General features: G+C 74.2%; 20 protein-coding genes, 1 tRNA gene and 1 pseudogene. 4 read left to right on the forward strand and 18 right to left on the reverse strand.

Translation table 11 applies throughout. The annotated features are described in order from the left end of the window. Positions 1-30: 30 nt before the first annotated feature. The 4 genes and pseudogenes from QFZ64_RS13725 to QFZ64_RS35350 all read right to left on the reverse strand — a co-directional run. Positions 31-237, reverse strand: coding sequence for a DUF397 domain-containing protein (locus tag QFZ64_RS13725; RefSeq protein WP_307065508.1), 207 nt, complete (start codon positions 235-237; stop codon positions 31-33). Further along, positions 234-698: a GntR family transcriptional regulator gene (locus QFZ64_RS13730; RefSeq protein WP_373430740.1), complete on the reverse strand. Its 465-nt coding sequence runs from the start codon at positions 696-698 to the stop codon at positions 234-236. Before QFZ64_RS13730 ends, QFZ64_RS13725 begins: the two co-directional genes overlap by 4 nt. A gap of 95 nt (positions 699-793) precedes the next feature. After that, the gene (locus tag QFZ64_RS35345; RefSeq protein WP_373430602.1) at positions 794-1,399 is read right to left on the reverse strand and encodes an RDD family protein; all 606 of its coding nucleotides are present in this window, start codon (positions 1,397-1,399) and stop codon (positions 794-796) included. Between the two features lie 874 nt (positions 1,400-2,273). Beyond that, positions 2,274-2,366, reverse strand: a pseudogene (locus QFZ64_RS35350) (DUF2510 domain-containing protein); the annotation flags it as partial. 283 nt (positions 2,367-2,649) lie between these two features. Between QFZ64_RS35350 and QFZ64_RS13745 the strand changes: the two are divergent. Then, positions 2,650-3,087: an SsgA family sporulation/cell division regulator gene (locus QFZ64_RS13745; protein ID WP_307065510.1), complete on the forward strand. Its 438-nt coding sequence runs from the start codon at positions 2,650-2,652 to the stop codon at positions 3,085-3,087. 33 nt (positions 3,088-3,120) lie between these two features. Here QFZ64_RS13745 and QFZ64_RS13750 read toward each other — a convergent pair whose 3' ends face one another. After that, positions 3,121-4,533, reverse strand: coding sequence for an FAD-binding oxidoreductase (locus tag QFZ64_RS13750; protein ID WP_307065512.1), 1,413 nt, complete (start codon positions 4,531-4,533; stop codon positions 3,121-3,123). 164 nt (positions 4,534-4,697) lie between these two features. After that, complete coding sequence (locus QFZ64_RS13755; protein ID WP_307065513.1) at positions 4,698-5,171, reverse strand: Lrp/AsnC family transcriptional regulator; 474 nt, start codon at positions 5,169-5,171, stop codon at positions 4,698-4,700. Between the two features lie 124 nt (positions 5,172-5,295). On the opposite strand from QFZ64_RS13755, the gene hppD reads away from it, so the two are divergent. Further along, positions 5,296-6,441 carry a 4-hydroxyphenylpyruvate dioxygenase gene (gene hppD, locus QFZ64_RS13760; protein ID WP_307065515.1) on the forward strand — a complete coding sequence of 382 codons (1,146 nt, stop codon included), beginning with the start codon at positions 5,296-5,298 and terminating at the stop codon, positions 6,439-6,441. A gap of 32 nt (positions 6,442-6,473) precedes the next feature. Here the strand turns inward: hppD and QFZ64_RS13765 are convergent, their stop codons facing one another. The 6 genes from QFZ64_RS13765 to QFZ64_RS13790 all read right to left on the reverse strand — a co-directional run bounded on the left by QFZ64_RS13765 (position 6,474) and on the right by QFZ64_RS13790 (position 12,374). Next, entirely contained in the window at positions 6,474-7,265 is a 792-nt protein-coding gene (locus QFZ64_RS13765) for a S16 family serine protease (RefSeq protein ID WP_307065517.1), read from the reverse strand. A 114-nt stretch (positions 7,266-7,379) separates the two neighbouring features. After that, positions 7,380-8,021 carry an IclR family transcriptional regulator gene (locus QFZ64_RS13770; protein WP_307065519.1) on the reverse strand — a complete coding sequence of 214 codons (642 nt, stop codon included), beginning with the start codon at positions 8,019-8,021 and terminating at the stop codon, positions 7,380-7,382. Positions 8,022-8,322: 301 nt separating this feature from the next. Continuing rightward, entirely contained in the window at positions 8,323-10,125 is a 1,803-nt protein-coding gene (locus tag QFZ64_RS13775; protein WP_307071690.1) for a DEAD/DEAH box helicase, read from the reverse strand. Between the two features lie 130 nt (positions 10,126-10,255). Next, positions 10,256-10,624: a type II toxin-antitoxin system death-on-curing family toxin gene (locus QFZ64_RS13780; protein ID WP_307065521.1), complete on the reverse strand. Its 369-nt coding sequence runs from the start codon at positions 10,622-10,624 to the stop codon at positions 10,256-10,258. Then, positions 10,624-10,821 (reverse strand): hypothetical protein, encoded by a 198-nt coding sequence (locus QFZ64_RS13785; protein ID WP_307065524.1) that lies wholly within the window; start codon positions 10,819-10,821, stop codon positions 10,624-10,626. Before QFZ64_RS13785 ends, QFZ64_RS13780 begins: the two co-directional genes overlap by 1 nt. A 32-nt stretch (positions 10,822-10,853) precedes the next feature. Continuing rightward, positions 10,854-12,374: an MFS transporter gene (locus QFZ64_RS13790; protein WP_307065526.1), complete on the reverse strand. Its 1,521-nt coding sequence runs from the start codon at positions 12,372-12,374 to the stop codon at positions 10,854-10,856. A gap of 225 nt (positions 12,375-12,599) precedes the next feature. On the opposite strand from QFZ64_RS13790, the gene QFZ64_RS13795 reads away from it, so the two are divergent. Next, positions 12,600-12,671, forward strand: a tRNA-Cys gene (locus QFZ64_RS13795). A 70-nt stretch (positions 12,672-12,741) separates the two neighbouring features. Here the strand turns inward: QFZ64_RS13795 and QFZ64_RS13800 are convergent. Then, entirely contained in the window at positions 12,742-13,422 is a 681-nt protein-coding gene (locus QFZ64_RS13800; RefSeq protein WP_307065527.1) for a TetR/AcrR family transcriptional regulator, read from the reverse strand. A gap of 108 nt (positions 13,423-13,530) precedes the next feature. On the opposite strand from QFZ64_RS13800, the gene QFZ64_RS13805 reads away from it, so the two are divergent. Further along, the gene (locus QFZ64_RS13805; protein WP_307065529.1) at positions 13,531-14,496 is read left to right on the forward strand and encodes an NAD(P)-dependent alcohol dehydrogenase; all 966 of its coding nucleotides are present in this window, start codon (positions 13,531-13,533) and stop codon (positions 14,494-14,496) included. A gap of 25 nt (positions 14,497-14,521) precedes the next feature. Here the strand turns inward: QFZ64_RS13805 and QFZ64_RS13810 are convergent, their stop codons facing one another. The 5 genes from QFZ64_RS13810 to QFZ64_RS13830 form a co-directional block, all read right to left on the reverse strand. After that, entirely contained in the window at positions 14,522-15,121 is a 600-nt protein-coding gene (locus QFZ64_RS13810; protein WP_307065531.1) for an SUKH-4 family immunity protein, read from the reverse strand. Between the two features lie 288 nt (positions 15,122-15,409). Then, positions 15,410-15,541 (reverse strand): hypothetical protein, encoded by a 132-nt coding sequence (locus tag QFZ64_RS13815; RefSeq protein ID WP_307065533.1) that lies wholly within the window; start codon positions 15,539-15,541, stop codon positions 15,410-15,412. Positions 15,542-15,612: 71 nt separating this feature from the next. After that, the gene (locus QFZ64_RS13820) at positions 15,613-17,916 is read right to left on the reverse strand and encodes a xanthine dehydrogenase family protein molybdopterin-binding subunit (RefSeq protein WP_307065535.1); all 2,304 of its coding nucleotides are present in this window, start codon (positions 17,914-17,916) and stop codon (positions 15,613-15,615) included. Further along, entirely contained in the window at positions 17,913-19,844 is a 1,932-nt protein-coding gene (locus tag QFZ64_RS13825) for a (2Fe-2S)-binding protein (RefSeq protein WP_307065537.1), read from the reverse strand. The genes QFZ64_RS13820 and QFZ64_RS13825 overlap by 4 nt, the downstream gene beginning before the upstream one ends. After that, the gene (locus QFZ64_RS13830) at positions 19,841-20,734 is read right to left on the reverse strand and encodes a xanthine dehydrogenase family protein subunit M (RefSeq protein ID WP_307065539.1); all 894 of its coding nucleotides are present in this window, start codon (positions 20,732-20,734) and stop codon (positions 19,841-19,843) included. Before QFZ64_RS13830 ends, QFZ64_RS13825 begins: the two co-directional genes overlap by 4 nt. Between the last annotated feature and the right edge of the window lie 220 nt (positions 20,735-20,954).

The following is a 20,954-nucleotide window of genomic DNA, read 5'->3' on the forward strand; positions in this document are numbered from 1 at the left end:
CCCCGCCGGAACAGGCGGCCGTTCGCCCTGTCAGCGCCCGGCGGCATACGGCGGGAAGACCGCCCAGGCGGCGGAAGTGAGGGGGAGGCGGGGCCGGTGGGGTTCTTGGAGTCGCGGACGAGAACGGCGAAGGGCGTGGGGGGCGACCTCGACGCAGTCGGGTCCGTCAGGTGTGCTGTGGCTGCTCGTCATCCACTCCAGCTCGGCGCTTTTTCCGCTGGATGGCTTGAGGCTCATGTCTTTCCCTCGAAGTTCCTCGACGAAGGCCGTGCGCCGCGGACAACCGTTGCGCCGTCCTGCGGCCGTTGGTCCAGTGCTTCCCGTACCGCGTCCAGCATGGTTTTACCGTCCGCGCCGAGCCGCTGTGCCTCGGCGATGAAACGCCCTGCCAGTTCGGCCAGTTCGGGGGGTGCGACTGGGCTCGGGGCGGGGGCGGGAAGCGTGGCCGCCACCCGCGTGCCCGCACCGCGACGGCTCGTGATCAGCGATGCTGCCTCCAGTTCGCGGTAGGCCCTTGCCACCGTTCCGGGAGCCAGGCCGAGGTCGGCGGCGAGTTGTCGTCCCGGCGGCAGGCGTTCGCGCTCCGGGAGCCGGAACGGCGGCGAGCGCGAGCACGGGCGGCTCGCGCCACAGGACCTCCGGGGTCGGGACCGGGGCCAGGGCCATTGCCTCGACCTCGACGTCGATGCGCTCCTGATCGGCGTCCACCTTCAGGAACACGTCACCGACGCGCAGCGTCGCACGCTCCGCATGGGCGACGACGACTTCGACCTCGTCCACGGGCGGGCGACCGTCAGCCCGCCACGAACGTGTGCGCGGCCTTGTCGTGCCAGCACTGACGCCAGGGGCGGTCGAACAGGCCCCACAGGACCCCCACGATGCCGACCACCAGCAGGCCGAGAACGCTGTAGACGAGCCAGCGGCGCAGTGCCGCGCCGAAGGTCGGGGGCTCGAGTTCCTCGATGTCCCGGACCTGCAGCCCGCACAGCTTCTTGCCCAGCGTGCGGCCCCACTTGGCCGTCGGCAGCGCCTCGTACAGCGCGCCGAACACCAGGAGTACCGCCAGCACGATCCCGGCGTACACCGACGTCGTGCCGTCCAGCAGCCAGACCGTGACCGTCTCGCCGGACTGCTTCGCCGCGTCGATCTTGTCGTTGACGTGGTCGAGCCCCTTCGTTCCGAGGGGTACCGCCGCCGCGCCCGTGACCGCGCCGACGACCACCGTGTCGAGCAGCCGGGCCAGCAGTCGTCTGCCCAGGGCCGCCGGGCGGGCCTGGGAGCGGTCGCGGACGAGTGCCTGGAAGGGGTCCTCGACCACCGGTTTCCAGGGGGTCACCCGCTCGCCGTCGGTGCCGCCCGAGGCGGCCGGGCCGCCGGATCCGCCGGCCAGTTGGTGCACCTGCTGTGCCCAGGAGGGTTGTCCGCCGCCGGGGCCCGTGGTGACCGGGGAGGTCGAAGAGGGCTGAGAAGGCTGAGGAGACTGAGAGGTCGACTGCGCGTTCTGGCCCTGCGCGGGGACGGCCGCGGCGGGTGCGGCCGGTGTGGGGGCCGGAGGCAAGGCCGGTGTCGGCGCGGCCACCTGGCCCTGCTGCGGTACTCGTCCGGCCGGGGCGCTCGGGTCCGGGCCGAGGGCCTGGCGCGCCGCGGCCGAGCCGGCGTCGGGGCCGTCGCCCCGTCGCCTCCCCCGCCACCGCCTGCGGGGGGACCGGCCGGAAGCGCATGGTCCCCGGCGACTCGGCGGACGGCCCCTCCCCGCCGGCCTGCCGACGGAACACCATCGTGCCCTGCTGCGGCTCGGGTTCCGCGGGCGGGATCGTCGCCGTACCGTCCGCCCGGGTCGACCGGCCGCCCGGCTGGGCCGGGGGCGCGGACGCGTGCGGGACACGGGGATCGGCGGCCCCCGGGGCGCCCCACGAGACCTGGCGGTCCCGGTCGCCGCCGAAGCCTGACTGGTGGGTCCGGTCGGCCCCCCACGCCGAGGCCGGCTCGGGACGGCGCCCGTGCCGCGCGTCGGCGGGACCGTCGGCGGACTGCGACTGCGGCTGCGCACTCGGCTGCGGCTGCGCGGAGAGGGCTGCCGGCCCGGCCGCGGGGCCGCCGCCGACCGCGTCCTCCTCGTCGAAGAAGTGCGGGCCCGTCTCCTCCACCGAGGCCGGAGTCGGCGTCGGAGCCGGCCCCTGAGCCGGTACCGCCGGCGCGGCGCCTGGTGGCGGGGCGAGCGGGCCGCCGTCCGTCGGGGCCGGGCGGCTGGTGCCCGGCACCCACGTCGCACCGTTCCAGTACCGGACGTAGCCGGGGATGGACGGGTCCGGGTAGTACCCCTCGCGGGGCCTGTCGTCGCCGGGTGCCGGGGTTGGGGCGCTCATGTCCGTGGTCCGGTATCTGCTCGGGGGGTCATCGGGGCCTCCACATCTCTATCAGAATCGACGCACATGACACCCCGGTCCGGCTGGACCCGGCCCTTAACGGACGACACCGCGCACGCCCTTTCCACACCTGGACCACATCGGTCGGATATTCCTCCCCCGACCCGCGTCATGCTCGTCACCTCCGGGCGCTCTCCCCCGTGCGCGGCCCCGGTCGGGGCAGGCGTGAGACGGGCGTACGGCAGGCACGCGCCGGGCGCGACGGGGAGAAGGGAAGCGATACATGGGGCAGCACGAGCATCTCACCGGGATCGAGCGGGAGTTGACACTGAGGCCGGTCCTCTCCCCCGAGCGGAGCGTCCCCGTGGCCACGCTGTTCGCGTACCGCGGCGAGGACCCGTACGCCGTCCACCTGACCTTCCACATCGGCTCCGTTCCTCCGATCCGCCGGACCTTCGCCCGGGACCTCCTCGTCGACGGGATCTTCCGCCCCTCCGGCCACGGCGATGTGCGGGTGTGGCCCGCGCGGGCGGAGGCTGGCGGCCGCCCCGCGTCCCGTTCCCCGATGTTCGCGCTCACCTCCCCCGACGGCGACGCCCTGCTCCGGGCCCCGGCGGATCCGGTGGCCGCCTGGCCGGAGCGGACGCTGCGGATCGTGCCGCCGGGTTCCGAGGGCGACCGGCCGGGGCTGGACGACGATCTGTCCCAGCTGCCCGCTTGAACGCGAGCGGGGAGCTCGAACGGCGCGTGGTGGTCAGAACAGTTTGCCGGGGTTGAGGATGCCCAGCGGGTCGAAGACCTGCTTGATACCGCGCTGCATCTCCAGTCCGACCGGCCCCAGTTCGCGGGCCAGCCATTCCTTCTTCAGGACGCCCACCCCGTGCTCCCCGGTGATCGTGCCGCCGAGTTCCAGGCCGAGCGCCATGATCTCGTCGAACGAGGCGCGGGCCCGCCGTGTCTCGTCGGGGTCGCGGGCGTCGAAGCAGACCACGGGGTGGGTGTTTCCGTCGCCCGCGTGGGCGCAGACGCCGATGGTCAGGCGGTGCCGTTCCGCGATGCGTTCGACGCCCTCGATCATGTCGCCGAGCCGGGAGCGGGGCACGCACACGTCGTCGATCATCGTCCGGCCCGTCGCCGCCTCCAGCGCGGGGAGCGCCAGGCGCCGCGCCTGGAGCAGGAGTTCGGACTCGGCGGCGTCCTCCGCCGGGACCACGGCGGTCGCGCCCGCCGCCTCGCACAGCGCGCCGACGGCGGCGAGGTCGGCCGCCGGGTCGGGGGTGTCGAACGCGGCGAGCAGCAGTGCGCGCGTCGACTCCGGCAGGCCCATGCGGGTCATCGCGTTGACCGCCCGGACCGTCGTGGCGTCCATCAGTTCGAGGAGCGACGGGACGTGGCCGCTCTCCATGATCCGGCACACCGCGTCGCTCGCGGCGGCCGAGGAGGGGAACTCGGCGGCGAGCGCGAGCTGCTCGGGCGGCTTCGGCTTCAGCGCCAGCACGGCCCGTACGACGACGCCGAGCGAGCCCTCCGAGCCGACGAAGAGGCGGGTGAGGTCGTAGCCGGCAACGCCCTTCGCGGTGCGGCGGCCGGTGCGCAGCAGACGGCCGTCGGCGAGGACGACGTCCAGGCCGAGGACGTACTCGGCGGTCACCCCGTACTTGACGCAGCACAGGCCGCCGGAGGCGGTGCCGATGTTGCCGCCGATGGTGCAGGTCTCCCAGCTGGAGGGGTCCGGGGGGTAGTGCAGGCCGTGCGCGCCGACCGCGCGGGAGAGTGCGGCGTTGACGACGCCGGGTTCGACGACGGCGATGCGGTCGACGGGGTCGATCTCCAGGATGCGGTCCATCCGCACGAGTGACAGGACGAGGCAGCCGTCGGTGGCGTTGGCCGCGCCGGACAGGCCGGTACGGGCGCCCTGCGGGACGACGGGGACGCGCAACTCGGTGGCGGTGCGCAGGATGTGCTGGACGTGTTCGACGGTGCGGGGGAGGACGACGGCGGCGGGGGTGCCGGAGGGGCAGAAGCTCGCCATGTCGTGGGCGTAGGTGGTGGTGATGTCAGGGTCGGTGAGGATCGCCTCCGGCGGGAGGGCGGTGCGGAGGCGGGCGAGGAGGGTGGTGGTCGTGGTCGCTTCGGCCTCGTGGGGTTCGGCTTCGGTGCGGCTCATGGGTCGAGGGTGGCATCGGGGGGTGGGGGTGGGAAGACGGGTGGGTGGGGGGTTCGGCTGGTTTTTTCGCCCCCGCCGCCCCTTCCCGATCCCGACCCCCCGGGGGGCAGGCCCCCGGACCCCCGAAAGATTGCGCAGTTCCCCGCGCCCCTGACACGCGCCCCTTACGGGGCGTCCTCTGCCGCCTGTTCCACCAGGGGGATGATCCGCAACGGGACCGGGTTCTCCATGACGATGGCTGTGGAGGCGCGGACTATGCCGTCCAGGGCTACCACGCGGTCGATGACGCGCTGGAGGTCCGCGTTCGAGCGGGCGACCAGGCGGCAGAGCATGTCGCCGCGGCCCGTCGTGGTGTGCAGTTCGAGTACCTCGGGGACGCCGGCCAGGTGGGCGCGGACGTCGGCGCCCTGGCCCTGGCGGATCTCCAGCGTGGCGAACGCGGTGACCGGGTAGCCGAGCGCGGCCGGGTCGACCTCGGGGCCGAAGCCGCGGACGACACCCCGCTCCCGCAACCGGTCGAGGCGGGCCTGGGCCGTGCCGCGGGCCACGCCCAGCCTGCGTGACATCTCCAGTACGCCGATGCGCGGCTCGCGTGCCAGCAGCGCGATGAGCCGGGCGTCCAGCCGGTCGATCGTCACATCCGCCTCCCGGGCATGGGCATCCTGTACAGATCGGGGGCCGGTACCGGCCTCTCACTGGGCAGAGTGCCCAGCCAAAACGCAAACTATTGCGCACCTTGCGGATGCGGGAGAGCCTGCGAGTATGACGCAGACCACACACCACACTCCCGACACCGCACGGCAGGCAGATCCCTTCCCGGTCAAGGGTATGGACGCGGTCGTCTTCGCCGTGGGCAACGCCAAGCAGGCCGCGCACTACTACTCGACCGCCTTCGGCATGCGGCTGGTCGCCTACTCCGGACCGGAGAACGGCAGCCGGGAGACCGCGAGCTACGTGCTGGAGAACGGCTCCGCCCGGTTCGTCTTCACCTCCGTCATCAAGCCGACCTCCCCCTGGGGCCACTTCCTCGGCCGGCACGTGGACGACCACGGCGACGGCGTCGTCGACCTCGCCCTGACCGTCCCGGACGCGCGGGCCGCGCACGCGTACGCCGTCGCGCACGGCGCCACCTCGGTCGCCGAGCCGTACGAACTGAAGGACGAGCACGGCACGGTGGTGATCGCGGCGATCGCCACGTACGGCGAGACCCGGCACACGCTCGTCGAGCGGAGCGGGTACGACGGCCCCTACCTGCCCGGGTACGTGGCGGCCGACCCGATCGTCGAGCCGCCGGCCCAGCGCACGTTCCAGGCCGTCGACCACTGCGTCGGCAACGTCGAACTCGGCCGGATGAACGAGTGGGTCGGGTTCTACAACAAGGTCATGGGCTTCACGAACATGAAGGAGTTCGTGGGCGACGACATCGCGACCGAGTACAGCGCGCTGATGTCCAAGGTGGTCGCCGACGGGACACTGAAGGTCAAGTTCCCGATCAACGAGCCCGCGATGGGCAAGAAGAAGTCGCAGATCGACGAGTACCTGGAGTTCTACGGCGGTCCCGGCGTCCAGCACATCGCGCTGGCCACCAACGACATCGTGCGGACCGTGCGCACGATGTCCGCGGCCGGGGTCGAGTTCCTGAACACGCCGGACTCGTACTACGACACGCTCGGCGAGTGGGCGGGCGAGACCCGGGTGCCGGTGGAGACCCTGCGCGAGCTGAAGATCCTCGTCGACCGGGACGAGGACGGGTACCTGCTGCAGATCTTCACCAAGCCGGTGCAGGACCGGCCGACGGTCTTCTTCGAACTCATCGAGCGGCACGGCTCGATGGGCTTCGGCAAGGGCAACTTCAAGGCCCTGTTCGAGGCGATCGAGCGGGAGCAGGAGAAGCGCGGCAATCTGTGACCCGTCGAGGGGTCGGTGGTGAGGGGCTCGGTTCAGCAGCTGGGGACCGGGCCCTTGCCCTTCTCCAGGGCGACGAGTGCGGAGACCGCGCCCTTGAGGGTGGTCACCGGGACCAGCCGCAGCCCCTCGGGGAGTTCGGCGCCGGCGTCGGAGCACTCCGCCTTCGGCACCAGGAAGACGGTGGCGCCGTCGCGCCGGGCGGCCTGTGTCTTGAGCCCGACGCCGCCGACCGCGCCGACCTTGCCGCGCGCGTCGATCGTGCCCGTACCGGCGACGGTGCGGCCGCCGGTGAGGTCGCCGCCGCTGCCGTCGCCGTCCAGCTTGTCGATGATGCCGAGGGTGAACAGCAGGCCGGCGCTGGGGCCGCCGACGTCGGCCAGTTTCAGCGTGACGTCGACGTCCGAGGCGGACTTGTCCAGGTAGGCGAGGGCCGCCTTGGTGGCGTCGTCCTGCGACTCCTTCATCTCGGCGGCGTTGTGCCGCTCGATCTCCTTGACGTCGCCGCCGCCCGGGTAGACCGAGTCGCGCGGCATCACCGCCCGGTCGGTGCGGAACCAGCCGTCGAGCACGTCGCCGAGCGAGACGTGCGCGTCGGGTCCGGTCGCCTCGATCGTCGTCATGCGCAGCTCGCCGGTGGTGCGGCGGGTGGGGGCGCCGGCGACGGTGATGACCGGGTCGCCCTTGTTCTCGCCGAGGACGTTCGCGGTCATCCCGGGCTGCGCCAGGGAGAACGGCAGCGGCGCGAAGCCCGCCGTGGCGAGCAGGGCCACGACGGGCAGGGCGCAGACGGCGAGGGCCCGGGGGCGCGTGAGGCGAGAGAGCACGGGGTTCAATCTAACGTGACGCCGGTGGGCGGCGGCCGTGCGCCCGGTGCCGAGCGATCGTGCGGCGGGAAGCGCGCCTTGCGGTCTCCGGTCAGGGGGCTGTCCGGCCTCCGGTCAGCGGAGTGCCTCCGCCACCTCCCGGGCGGCGTCGACGACGCGGGTGCCGACCCGTTCGGGCACCGCGTCCGCGAGCATGACCACCCCGACGCTGCCCTCGACCCCGGTGACACCGAGCAGCGGGGCCGCGGCACCGCTCGCCCCGGCCTCGAGTTCGCCGTGGGTGAGGGTGTAGCCGAGGTCGTCCGGCGGGGTGCGGCGGGCCGCGAGGATGGCCCGGCCGGCGGCGCCGCGGTCGAGGGGGTGACGGAAGCCGGCCCGGTAGGCGACGTGGTAGTCGGTCCAGGTCGGCTCGACGACGGCGACGGCCAGTGCCTCCGTCCCGTCGACGAGGGTGAGGTGGGCGGTGGCCCCTATGTCCTCGGCGAGCGAGCGGAGCGCGGGCAGTGCCGCCTCCCGTACCAGCGGGTGCACCTGGCGGCCCAGGCGCAGCACGCCGAGGCCGACGCGGGCGCGGCCGCCGAGGTCGCGGCGGACGAGGGAGTGCTGTTCGAGGGTGGCGAGCAGCCGGTACACCACGGTCCGGTTGACGCCCAGTTTGGTGGACAGTTCGGTGACGGTCAGCCCGTGGTCGGTGTCGGCGAGCAGCTTCAGGACCTTCAGGCCCCGATCGAGCGTCTGGGATGTCTCCGCGGTCACGACGCCCACTCCTTCAGTGGTGAGGTCGGCGGGCCTCCGCGCCGGCGGTTGCGTCACCGAGTCCCGTCAGTGGCGCGCGTGAAGGCCGCCGATCGGCCGGCGGCCCGGGGTGTTCCGGACTCGAGTCGCTTCACGGCTGCGCTCCGCGGCTGCACTGCCACGGGGCGTGTGCGTAGCCGGGACAGTAGCGAAGCGGGTTCGCTGAGCGGAAGCCTCCGTCCAGAATCCGGGCATGACCGGGGAGGGACGGGCAGGCTTTGTCCCTGTATGCCGCCCCGCCGCCGTCCCCTGACGGGGCGCGTCACTTCATGCGGGTGGCCCATTCGCGGACCTTGGCGATGCGCTGGCTGAGCTGCCCCGCCGTGCACTCCGCGCTCGGCGGGCCGCCGCAGACCCGGCGCAGTTCGGTGTGGAGGACGCCGTGCGGCTTGCCGCTCTGGTGGGCGTACGCGCCGACCAGGCCGTTGAGCTGCTTGCGCAGCTCCAGCAGCTCCTTGTGGGTCACCACGGGCCGCCGCTCCGCGGGCATCTCCAGCAGATCCGCCTCCTCGGCCGGTTTCTTCCGGCTGTGCGCGATCTGCCGCGCCTGCCGCTTCTGCAGCAGCAGTTGGACCTGGTCGGGTTCGAGCAGTCCGGGGATGCCGAGGTAGTCCTGCTCCTCCTCGCTGCCGGGATGCGCCTGCATCCCGAAGTCCGCGCCGTTGTACGTGACCCGGTCGAACACCGCGTCGGACTCCAGCGCCTCGAAGGGCAGCATGTCCTGGTCGCCGGTGTCCTCGTCCTGCTCCCGGTTGGCCTCGTCCATCTCCTTCTCGGACTCGGCGTACGGGTCCTCCTCGCCGTGTTTCTTCGGCTTGTCGAGGACGTGGTCGCGTTCGCGCTCCATCTCGTTCGCGAAGGAGAGCAGGTCGGGCACGGTCGGCAGGAAGACGGACGCGGTCTCGCCACGCCGCCGGGACCGTACGAAACGGCCGACGGCCTGGGCGAAGAACAGCGGCGTCGAGATCGTCGTCGCGTAGACGCCGACCGCGAGGCGGGGCACGTCGACGCCCTCGGACACCATGCGGACGGCGACCATCCAGCGGTCGTCGCCCTGGCTGAACTCGTCGATGCGGTCGGAGGCCCCGCCGTCGTCGGAGAGGACGAGGGTGGGCCTGTGGCCGGTGATCTCGCGGATGAGTTTGGCGTAGGCGCGGGCGGAGTCCTGGTCGGAGGCGATGACGAGGGCGCCGGCGTCCGGGATGCCCTTGCGGACCTCGGTGAGCCGCCGGTCCGCGGCGCGCAGCACGCTCGGCATCCATTCGCCGCGCGGGTCCAGCGCGGTGCGCCAGGCCTGGCTGACGGCGTCCTTGGTCATCGGCTCGCCGAGCCGGGCCTCGATCTCGTCGCCCGCCTTGGTGCGCCAGCGCATGTTGCCGCTGTAGGACAGGAAGATGACGGGGCGGACGACGCCGTCGGCGAGCGCGTTGCCGTAGCCGTAGGTGTAGTCGGCTGCCGAGCGCCGGATGCCGTCCTGGCCCTCCTCGTACGCGACGAAGGGGATCGGGTTGGTGTCGGAGCGGAACGGCGTACCGGTGAGCGCGAGGCGCCGGGTGGCCGGCTCGAAGGCCTCGAGGCAGGCCTCGCCCCAGGACTTGGAGTCACCGGCGTGGTGGATCTCGTCGAGGATGACGAGCGTCTTGCGCTGCTCGACCCGGTTGCGGTGCAGCATCGGCCGTACGCCGACGCCCGCGTAGGTGACGGCGACGCCGTCGTACTCCCGGCCGAGCGGGCCCGCGCTGTACTCGGGGTCCAGCTTGATGCCCACCCGCGCGGCGGCCTCGGACCACTGCTTCTTCAGGTGCTCGGTGGGCGCGACGACGGTGACCTGCTGCACGACGTGGTGGTGCAGCAGCCAGGAGGCGAGGGTGAGCGCGAAGGTGGTCTTGCCGGCGCCGGGGGTGGCGACGGCGAGGAAGTCGCGCGGCTGCTCCTGGAGGTACCGGTCCATCGCCCCCTGCTGCCAGGCCCGCAGCTTGCCGGCGGTGCCCCAGGGGGCGCGGCCGGGGAAGGCGGGCGACAGGTGGTGCGAGGAGGCTGCGGGGGCGGCCGGGGTAGTAGTCACGGTCTCCGGGGCGGGGTCGGTCACGGTCACGGCAACCGGGCCACCCTACCGGGGACGCGGCCCCGTCCCCGGGCCAACGGTGCCGCCTCCCCCGCGACTGCGACAGGCGTCACAGGAGAGGCCATGGGTCTCAGCGTGCGAACTGCGGCAGCTGAGCAGCGATCTTGGGCACGTCCAGGGCCCCCTGCGACACGTCCAGCACGAACTGCTCGGCCTCGTCCACGTCGAACTCCGGGTCCAGTGGATGTCCGTTCATGTGGAGGAAGACCCACGTCGCGTACCAGGCGGTGCGCTTGTTCCCGTCCACGAGGGCGTGGTTGCGGGCGAGGGACTCCATCAGCGCGGCAGCCTTCTGCCACACGTCCCGGTAGGCGTCCTGGCCGAACACGCTCGACTGGGGGCGGGCCAGAGCGGAGTCCAGGAGCCCATAATCGCGCACCTCGGCGGCCCCCAGCCGCTTCGAGAGGTCCAGCAGCTCGGGGAGCGTGAGGTAGTGCATCAGGCGAGCCTCCGGTTCAGCTCGGCGCTGGCCCGGAGTACGTGTTCGGCGGCCTCGTTGAACAGCCGTGAGTGCTCGTTTATGGCTGCGATCACCGCGTCGTGAGCGAAGGTCTGCATGCTGCGCCCCTCGGCGGCCGCGCGTTCGCGGAGGGCGTCGAGTTCTTCGTCGGTGAAGCGAAGGTTCAATCCGGCCATGCCAGCACGGTACCGCACGGTACCGCCTGGTGTCAGCGCAGCTGCGTCCGCAGCCGCCTCGTCACCCACACCCCCGCCAGCGCCACCGCCGCCATCGGCAGGAACACCGCGGCGAAGGCGGCCGGGTGGGCGCCGGTCGTCGCGTCGGCGGCCGTGTGAGCCGTGACCGAGCCGCCGCCGAGCGCGGCGAAGGCCGCTCCCCCGGCGGCCAGCAGCAGCACGCTGCTGAGTCCGTCGGAGATCTGCAGCGCCGCGCTGTTCGCGCCCGCCTCCTCCGGCGCGGACAGCTTCAGCAGCAGCACACTGGTGGAGGAGAGCACCAGGCCCATCCCGAAGCAGCCGAACGCCCAGGCCACCGCGACCGTCCAGGCGGGCATGGCGTTGAGGAGCACGCTCGGGGCGGCCCCGACGGCCGCCGCGACCAGCGCCATCCCCACCGTGCCCAGCCGCTCCCGGTACGGCTCCAGGCGCGGCCGGGACTGCACCCACGAGCCGATCGCCCACGTTCCGCCGCCCGCCGCGAGCGAGAATCCGGCGAGCGTCGGCGACAGGCCCCGCTGGGTGACCAGCATCAGGGGCACGAACGACTCGGCCGCCATGAACGAACCGGCCGCGACCCCGCGCAGCAGCACCACGGAAGGCAGCCCGCGCGCCGCCCGCCACGTGCCGTGCGGCAGCAGTCCGCGCGCCGCCGGTACCAGCAGCGCGGCCCCGGCGAGGCCGGGCAGGAGCGAGAGCCACCGCAGGTCCTGCGCGGCGTACTGCAGCAGCGCGGCGCCCAGCGAGAGGGCGAGGGCGAGCCGCAGCCGGCGCCGGCCGGAGTCCCCGGGACCGTCCGTCGCGGCCGTGGCCGCGGCCGTGGTGGGGCCGGCCGCCCGGCGGCGGATCTGCGGCAGGGCGAGCGCGAGGGGGAGGACCACCAGTACGGGTATCCCGAGGAACACCCAGCGCCAGCCCAGGTGTTCGGTGACCGCGCCGGCGGCCAGCGGGCCGACGATCGACGGCACCACCCAGCCCGCCGCGAACCCCGCCATGATGGCGGGCCGCAGCGGCTCCGGATACGCCCGCCCCACGACCACGTACAGCGCGACGATCACCAGCCCGCCGCCGAGCCCCTGCACCGCCCGCCCCAGGATGAACATCCACATCGTCCCGGCGGTCCCGGACAGCAGCAGCCCGGCCGCGAAGCCGGCGATGCCGGTGGTCAGCGGGCCGAGCGGGCCGCGCCGGTCGGCCCACTGCCCGGCGAGCACCATGCCGAACAGGCTGGTGGTGAAGTACCCGGAGAACGCGAACGCGTACAGCGACACCCCGTGCAGCTCCCGCGCGGCAACCGGCATCGCCGTCCCCACCGCCGTCGCCTCGAAGGCGATCAGCAGGACGACGGAGACGACGCCGATGCTCAGCGCCCGGTACGGCCGGCTCAGTACTCCCTCGGCGGCGACGGACGGGGACGGCGGGGACGGCGGGGACGGCGGGGACGGCGGGGACGGCGGGGTCGGTACGGCGTCGGCGACGTCGGTGTCGCTGTCGCGCGGGTCGGGGGCACTCATGCAGGCCAGGGTAAGGGGCGTCGGCGATGTTGACCCCTGTCGGAGGTCCGGTCTCCCCTACGACCATGGTCCCGGGACCCGGTGCGCACCTCGGCCCGCGGCCCCTTTGTGAACGCCGCATGGCAGTCCCGTTGCACGGCCCCCGGTTCCCTTGAGCCGCCCCGGCACGCCCCCGTACGGTCGAGGACATCAGGGCGGAACGGGCCGACCGTTTCGCCACTGCCCGGCCGTGTGCCCGAGTGGTTCAGGGATTCGCCTGCAAAGCGAATAACGCGGGTTCGATTCCCGCCACGGCCTCCGGTGAGTGCGCTGCCCGCCGCCTCGGCGAACGGCGGCCGAAGCCGCGTCGGGTGCCGTGTCCGTCGGGTCAGGTTCTAAAGGCCCGCTGCCGCGGGGGGCCGTCGGCCGGGATCGGGAGACCGCCCAGCGTCAGCGCGGACGGCGGAGGCAGCGGATCGTCGGCCTGGCCGGCGCGGAACGACGCGAGCAGGTAGGCCAGCAGACGCCGGGACGCCGCACCGTCCCCCTGCAGGGCGGTGACCAGGCCGCAGTGTGCCAGCAGGACCACGGCGAGGTCGGAAGGGTGAAAATCGGCCCGCAGAGCGCCCGAGGCCTGGGCCCTGCGTACGAGCGTCGCGAAGTCCCGCTCGCCTTGTCGCCGGTACCGCGCGTGTTCCGGCCCGCTGTCCGGGAAGGCCGCGACGTACGCGGCCGGGAACCCGCGTTCCTCCCGTTGCAGGGCGAAGACCGTCTCGATCAGCTGCTGGAAGCCGTGCCACGGGTCGGGGTCGGCCAGAGCATCGGTGAGCGCCCGTCCACAGGTCTCCATCTGCTGCGCGTACGCGCCCCGCACCAGGGCGTCCCGGGTCGGGAAGTGCCGGTACAGCGTCGCCACGCCGACTCCGGCCCGACGCGCCACGGTCGCCATCGGGGCGTCGATCCCACGCTCCGCGAAGACCGTACGGGCGGCGGCGAGGATGCGCTCCCGGTTGCGCCGGGCGTCGGCCCGCAGCCCGTCCTGGGCCGCGATCCGAGGGGATTCCACCATCACTGCCTCTCGCTTCGGGCCCGAACGGACGATCACGTCCACTTCGGAGCCTACCGTCGGCGCTGCTTCCTCGAACGACCCACGACCACCGGCGGCAGAGGCGGAACGATGAACGACCGCATGATGAAAGCAGTGCTGTACGACCGCTACGGCGGCCCCGACGTGCTGTACGTGGGCCGTGTGCCACGCCCCGAGCCGGCCGCCGGCGAGGTGCTGGTGAGGGTGCACGCGTTCAGTGTCAACGGCGGAGAACTGGCCGCCCGTGCCGGCCGCCTCCGTCTCGTGACCGGCCGGAGATTTCCCCAGCGTGTCGGCGTGGACTTCACCGGCGAGGTCGCGGCATCGGGTGCCGGAGTCGCGGGGTTCGCGGACGGCGACCGGGTATGGGGGGTCCTGGGCCGCACCTCCGGGTTCGGCAGCGCCGCCGAGTACGTGACCGTGGCCGCCGAGCGGACCGGCCGGGTTCCCGACGGACTGGATCTCGTGGACGCCGCCGCGCTGCCGGTGGCCACCACGGCCGTCACCGCCCTGCGGGACAAGGCCGCGCTGCGCCCCGGCGAACGACTCCTCGTCCGGGGCGCGGCGGGCGGCGTCGGCAACGCCGCCGTACAGCTCGGACGGGCGTACGGCGCCGAGGTCACGGCCCTCGCCCGCGCGGCCAACCTCGACTTCGTCCGCGGGCTCGGCGCGCACGAGGCCGTCGACCACCGGAGCGTGCGGCCGACGGAACTGGGCCGCTTCGACGTGGTCCTGGACACCGTGGGGACCGGACTGCGGACCTTCCGCCGCCTGCTGAGCCCCGGTGGGCGCATGGTCACCATCGCCTTCGACCTGGAACGGCTCGCCGCGTCGCTCGGCTACCTCGCCGCCAGCACGGTCCACGGACGCGGCCGGGTGCGCGCCTTCAGCGGCAACCCCACGCGGGCGCACTTCGACGACCTCGCCCGCCATGTGGTCGAGGGGAAGCTGCGCCCCGCAGTGGACACGGTCTTCCCCCTGGAGGAGACCGCGGCGGCCCACCGGGCGCTGGAGGCGGGCGGTGTCCGGGGCAAGTACGTGGTCAGAGTCGCGTAGAACACCGTGGCGGTGCCGCGGTGGGTCAGGCGTGCGCCCGGCGGGCCACGGAGGTGCGGCGGTCGCGGTGCAGGAGCCAGAGGGTGACCGTGAGCGTGGAGAGGTCGGCCGTCAGCGGGTGGGCCGTCCGGTCGGGGGCGCGCCAGCACCGCACCTCGCCGGTGGTTCCGTCCAGGACCAGGTCCGTGCCGGGCAGCAGCGTGCCCAGGCGTATCAGGCGGTCGGCCAGGTACGGGAGCCGGCGGGGCGCCACGTCCGGCAGGAAGTGCGCGTGCTCCGCCTCGTACTCGGCGTACTCCGTGAGCGTCGGCAGCGGCACGTCCGTGTCGAGTTCGAAGCCGTACTCCCGCTCGGGCAGGCCGACCTCGCGCAGGAAGCGGCGGGTCGGTTCGTGCGTGAGCGTGGCCGGGAAGTCGACGTCCTCGAAGCGGATGATCGCGCCCGCGCCGAACGTGTCGTCGAGGAAGCGGTCCGGGAGGTCCAGGGCGAGTCCGACCGGACGGCCGGGGCGGCCGGGCCGGCCGGCGTGGCCCGTCGGCCACCGGCGCGTCCCCGTGCGCGCCCGCGTTCCCGGCGGCCGCTCCGCCGCCGCGTCCGCCATCCCCTTCGGACAGATCGTGTTCATCGCTTCCCCCGTGCACCGTGGCCCGTGTCCCTGCACCTCGCCGCACGTGGTCGTGGCGGCGAGGCGGCCCACGTCCCCCGCAGGCCTCCCCGACACGAAAAACCATACGCCGCCCCACTGACAACGGCCCGCACAACGCACCGCCTGGAGGCCCCAACAGCCCGATACGGGGCGTGAATTGGGGCACACTCGGGGGGAGCCGCCGGTTCCGTCCGCGGGCGGTCGCCCCGGGCGGACCCCAGGCGATCCGAGGCGACCGCAGGTGGCCTCGGGCGACCTCGCCCGACCTCAGGTGAAGTAGACGCCGCCCGCCACCACGACCACCGCGGCGAGGACGAACAGCAGGATCCACAGCAGCAGTTTGCCCATGCTCGGCGGCGGCTCGTACCGCTCGCCCGGCACCGGTCCCGGCTCCGACACCGACGTCGGCGTCGTCTCGGGGCCCCTCGCGTGGCCCCTCGCGGGGCCCCGATCCGCCGCGTCCGGTGATGTCATGACGTCACCACCGCCGCCTGCGGCCGGATCGGCAGGCGGTTGACGGGGCGGCCCGTCGCCGCGCGCACCGCCGAGGCGACGGCGGCCGGCGAGGTCACCACCGGCACCGCGCTCACCGACTTGGCGCCGAAGGGCGCCACCACGTCCCGTTCCTCCACCAGCTTCACGATCTTGATGTCGGGGACGTCCAGCGCGGTCGGCAGCGCGTACCCCGTGAGGTCGGGGTGGCGGACGACGCCGCGCGCGGTGCGCAGGTTCTCCGTGAGCGCCACGCCCACGCCCTGCGTCACGCCCGCCTCGATGCGCGCGGCGAGCTGCGCCGGGTTGAGGACGCGGCCCACGTCCTGGGCGAGCGCCAGCTCGACCACCCGCACCGAGCCGAGCTCGATGTCGACGTCGACCACCGCGCGGATCGCGCAGAACGCGAGGCCCACGAAGGCGTCGCCCTGGCCGAAGCCGTCCAGCGGCTCGGTCGGGTGGGGCCGGCACTGGGCGGTGGCCCACAGTTCCTTGCCGTCCAGCGCCTCGGCGACGGTGGTCGACAGGACCCCGTCGTACGAGGTGATCTTGCCGTCGGTGATCTGGAGCAGCTCGGTGGACATGCCGAACTTGTGTGCGAGCGGCTGGAGGAGCTGGGTGCGGACCATCTTCGCGGCCCGTTCCACCGCACCGCCCGACACCCAGGTGTGGCGGCCCCGGGCGCCGGCGCCCGCGGGCGGCTGGTCGGTGTCGACGGGCGCCACGTGCACCTCGTCGACGCCGAGCGTCTCCTGGACGATCTGCCGGGCCAGCGTGCTGAAGCCCTGGCCGGTCTCGACGGCCGCGCACAGCACGGTGGCGACCCCGTCCTGGACCTTCACCGTCGCCGTGGAGACCTCGTCCGCGCCCTCCGCGCCGAGCATGTGCACCATGCCCAGGCCGTAGCCGACGCCCCGGCGGATCGCGCCGGGCTCGCCCGCGCCCTCGGGGCCGCCCGGGAGCAGCCACTCGTCGGCGGGGGTGTCCTTGGGCAGCGGCGGCAGCGGGAAGTCCCGTACCGCCTGGAGGAGTTCGGCGACCGGCGCCGGGCAGGTCACGGTCTGTCCGGTGGGCAGCACGTCGCCGGTGGCCAGCACGTTGCGCAGCCGCAGCTCGGCCGGGTCGACGCCGAGCTTCTTGGCCAGCTTGTCCATCTGCGCCTCGTACGCGGCGCACACCTGCATGGCGCCCTCGCCGCGCACGTGCCCGGAGGGCGGGTTGTTGGTGCGCACCGCCCAGCCCTCGATGAAGGCGTGCGGGACGACGTAGGGGCCGCAGGCGAAGGAGACGGCGGCGGCCAGTGCCTCGGACGAGGTGTCGGCGTAGGCGCCCGCGTCGAGCAGGATCTGCGCCTCGACCTTGACGAGCCTGCCCTCGCCGTCCGCGTGGTGGCGGTAGCGCAGCAGGGTGGGGTGGCGGTGGACGTGGCCGAGGAAGGACTCCTCGCGCGTGGCGGCGAGCTTGACCGGGCAGCCCGTCCTGAGCGCGAGCAGGCCGAGCGGGAGCTGGAAGCCCTGGTCCTCGCGGTCGGCGGTGGCGCCCGGCACCCCGGTGACGACGATCTTCACCTGATCGGGTGGCAGGCCGTAGCAGGCGGCGGCCGCGTCGCGGTCGGCGTGCGGGTCGGTGGAGGCCAGGTACAGCTCGACGCCGCCGTCGGGACGCGGCACGGCGAGTCCGGCCTCGGCGCCGATGGGGGCGGGGTCCTGGCGGCCGATGCGGTACAGCCCCTCGACGACGATGTCACCGGCCGCCTCCGGGTCGCCGTGGCGCAGCGGGATGTGCCGGATGAGGTTGCCGTCCGGGTGCAACGGCTCGGCCTCGAACGCCTGCTCGGGGTCGGTGACCGGTTCGAGCACCTCGTACTCGACGATGACGGCGGCGGCGGCCATCCGCGCGGTGTCCGGATGGTCGGCGGCGACGGCGGCCAGCGGCTCCCCGTGGTGGCGTACGACCTCGGAGGCGAACACCGGGCGGTCGGCGCGGCCCCGGCCGTGCACCGGGGTGCCGGGCACGTCCTCGTGGGTCAGGACGGCGCGCACGCCGGGCATCTCGCGGGCGTGGCTGGTGTCGATGGACACCACACGCGCGTGCGGGTGCGGCGAGCGCAGCACGGCCGCCCACAGCAGGCCCTCGGCCCACAGGTCGGCGGCGTAGGGGAAGGTGCCCTCGGTCTTGGCGCGGGTGTCGGCGCTCGGCAGGGACACACCGATGCCGTGCGGCAGCGGCTCGGGGGCGGGTGCGGCCGCCGCGGCGGGCGCGGTGGCGGCTTCGTTGCTCAACGCTGGCCTCCGTCCTGGCCGTACGACTGGTCGTGGTGGATGCCGCCCTCGCCGGGACCCGCCTGGTGCGGGATGAGCGGTTCCCCGCCCCCGGACGGTGCCGCGGCCTCGTCGCCCGTCCGTTCGCCGGACTCCTCGTCGGCCGCGCCGAGGGCCTCGCGCTCGGCGACGACCTCCCGCACGGCGTGGAGCACGCCCCGGTAGCCCGAGCAGCGGCACAGGTTGCCGCAGAGCGCCTGGCGGGCCTCCAGGTCGGTGGGGTCCGGATTGCCCTCCAGGAGGTCGTGCACGGTCATCGCCATGCCCGGCACGCAGAATCCGCACTGCACGGCACCGCACCGGGCGAGCGCCCGCTGCACGTCGGAGGGCTGCCCGTCGACGGCGAGCCCCTCGACGGTGCGCACCTCGGTGCCGGCGGCGGTGACCGAGGGCACCAGGCAGGAGGCGACGAGGCGGCCGTCCACCTGGACGTTGCAGGCCCCGCACTCGCCCTCCGAGCAGCCGTCCTTGGCGCCCGCGAGGCCGAGCCGTTCGCGCAGCACGTAGAGCAGCGACTCGCCGATCCAGGCGTCGGTGACGGGGCGGTCGGCGCCGTTCACCCGCAGGACGTACGAGACGAGGGGGTGCTCGTCGGGGAAGGGCACGGCGCCGGCGGGGACGGGGTCCTCCGAGGCGTGGTCCTCGGGGACCCGGTCCTCGGGGACGGGGTCCTGGGCGGCCGGGTCCTCGGGGGCGGAACCTGGGGCGTCCGCCGGTCCGTCGGGACGCGCGTCGGCGTCGGGGTCCGGTCGTGCGGGCCGGCGGCGCGGGGCGCGGTCCTCGGCGGGGGGCTGCTGCTCCGGGTGCTCCTGCGGCTGCGGCGACGGGGCGGGCCGCGCGAACGGCTCGAACGACGCGGAGGGTTCGGACGGCTCCCGGTGCCGCTCCGTCGTTCCCGCCGTCTCCGTCGCCCCGGGTGCCTGCGGGGCGGCCTCGGCCACGGGCGGTTCGACGTCCGGGGACGGCTGCCGGGCCGGGCCGGTGTCGGCGCCGGTGTCGGGGTCCCGGTGTCCGGCCGGGGCCGGAGCGGCGTACGGCTCCTGGCGGGCCGGGGCCGGGCCGTCGTGCGGGGCGTAGGGGTCCGTGCCGGTGTGGTCCCCGGCGTAGGCGGAGGTTGCCTGCTCGTCGGTGCGAGCGGGGTCGGCGGGCGTGGACGGCTCCTGGAGGGCCTGCCGGCCGCCCGGCGCACTCGCGGCACCCTCCGGCGCGTACGACCCGTCGAACGGGCCGCCAGGGGCCTCGGTGGACCGGTCACCGGACTCCGGGGGCGCCCAGGGCGCGGCGGCGCCGCCGGGCAGGGTCGGGGGCGGGGTGCCGCCCCACTGCTCGACCAGGGACGACGTGGTGAACTCGCCCGACTCGTCCGGCAGATCGCCCCCGGCGACGGGGATCGACCACTCGCCGGTGACGTCGTGCCCCGGGGCGGGACCACCCTGGGGGCCGCCCGGGTTCGCGGGCTCCTCGAAGGTCCACTGACCGGTGGACTGCGGGTGGTAGGCGAAGCCGTGCCCGGACGTGTCGCCGCCGCTCTGCTCCCGGCGGGGGTCGTGGCCGGACTCCTCGTACGGCTGCCCCTGCTGCGGGTGCCGGTCGTACCGGGGGTCCGTGCCCGGGGCCGCCTCGGGCCAGCCCGTGCCCTCGGCGGGGGCGCCCCATTCGCCGTGCGGCCCGGCCTCGCCCTGCTGCGGGCTCGGCGTGAAGGACGGCGGCACGTAGCCGTGACCGGGCGCGGCGAGCGGGGTGTGCGAGGCGAGCAGCGCGTCGATGCCGCCCTCGGGGAGCTGGACGAAGGTGGTGGCACCGTCGTCGTAGTCCCCCTGGGGCAGCCGCTCCCAGGAGCCCTGGGGGGACTCCCGGCGCGGCTCCTCCCCGTGCTGGTCGTCGGTCATGACAGTGCCCTCCCCAGTGCTCGTCGGGCCAGCGCGGCCACGGTGCGCCGCAGGTGCAGTACGGCGGGCGGCAACTGCTCCACGGTGCCGTCCTCGGCCGGGACGGCGTCGGGGATGCAGGCCGCGGCGACATAGTCCCCGAAGGCTGTCAGCGCCTCGGGGACGAGCGCACGGTTGTTGTCCCAGTCGATGAGCTGGGCGACCCAGTGCTCGGCGTCCAGGGGGCGCAGCGGCATCGGCGCGATGGCGCCCACCGCGCAGCGCACCCCGCGCCTGGCGGGGTCGAGGACCAGGGCGACGGAAGCGACGGCGCGGCCGGGTCCGGTGCGCCCGGTGGCCTTGAGGAAGACCTGGGGGGCGTGCAGCAGCGGTACGCGCACGTAGCCGATGAGTTCGCCCGCGCCGAGCATCTCCATGCCGGCGAGCAGGTGCGAGACCGGGATCTCGCGGCGGGCGCCACCCGGTCCCGCGATGACCAGCGTCGCCTCCAGGGCGGCCAGTACGGGCAGCGCGTCCCCGGTGGGGGCGGCGGAGGCGATGTTGCCGCCCAGCGTGCCCGCGTTGCGGATGTGCGGGGGGCCGGCCGCGCGGGCCGCCGCGGCGAGGGCGGGGATGAGCGCGGCGAAGTCGGGGCGGCCCATGCGGGCGTGGGTGAGGCCGGCGCCGAGGAGGGCGTGGCCGTCCTGGTACTGCCAGCCGCGGATCTCGCTGATGCGGCCGAGTCCGACGAGGGCGGCGGGGCGCAACTGCCCGGAGTTGACCGCCGCCATGAGGTCCGTACCGCCCGCCACGGGCACTGCGGCGGGCATGGCGGCGAGTGCCGCCACGGCCTCGTCCAGCGACCCGGGCAGTGTCACGGCCTGCGCCGCCTGCGGTGCGTGCGTGGTCAAACCGGCTGCCCCTTCCCGCTGCCCCACCTGGTCCTGCCTGTGCTGCCGTACGGTACGTGCCGACAGGGCGGACGTGGCAACTCTGGCACATCTTCGCGGGGGGCGGATGCGGGGGTCCGCTAGGGGGCGTTCGCCCCTCCCGTGCGCGGTTGGGTGGGTTTGGCCGTTCATTACGGGTCGGGGCGGGTTGGGGTTGTTCACCCGGGTTGGGCGAGTGTGC

The sequence above is a fragment of the Streptomyces sp. B3I8 genome, from assembly GCF_030816915.1.
GTDB lineage: Bacteria > Actinomycetota > Actinomycetes > Streptomycetales > Streptomycetaceae > Streptomyces.

Coding starts and splice junctions, on each gene's coding strand:
- QFZ64_RS13725 (WP_307065508.1), bottom strand. CDS start 237: ATGAGCCTCAAGCCATCCAGCGGAAAAAGCGCCGAGCTGGAGTGGATG.
- QFZ64_RS13825 (WP_307065537.1), bottom strand. CDS start 19,844: ATGACCGACGACCAGCACGGGGAGGAGCCGCGCCGGGAGTCCCCCCAG.
- QFZ64_RS13780 (WP_307065521.1), bottom strand. CDS start 10,624: ATGCACTACCTCACGCTCCCCGAGCTGCTGGACCTCTCGAAGCGGCTG.
- hppD (WP_307065515.1), top strand. CDS start 5,296: ATGACGCAGACCACACACCACACTCCCGACACCGCACGGCAGGCAGAT.
- QFZ64_RS13745 (WP_307065510.1), top strand. CDS start 2,650: ATGGGGCAGCACGAGCATCTCACCGGGATCGAGCGGGAGTTGACACTG.
- QFZ64_RS13790 (WP_307065526.1), bottom strand. CDS start 12,374: ATGAGTGCCCCCGACCCGCGCGACAGCGACACCGACGTCGCCGACGCC.
- QFZ64_RS13810 (WP_307065531.1), bottom strand. CDS start 15,121: ATGAACACGATCTGTCCGAAGGGGATGGCGGACGCGGCGGCGGAGCGG.
- QFZ64_RS13750 (WP_307065512.1), bottom strand. CDS start 4,533: ATGAGCCGCACCGAAGCCGAACCCCACGAGGCCGAAGCGACCACGACC.
- QFZ64_RS13800 (WP_307065527.1), bottom strand. CDS start 13,422: ATGGTGGAATCCCCTCGGATCGCGGCCCAGGACGGGCTGCGGGCCGAC.
- QFZ64_RS13805 (WP_307065529.1), top strand. CDS start 13,531: ATGAACGACCGCATGATGAAAGCAGTGCTGTACGACCGCTACGGCGGC.
- QFZ64_RS13785 (WP_307065524.1), bottom strand. CDS start 10,821: ATGGCCGGATTGAACCTTCGCTTCACCGACGAAGAACTCGACGCCCTC.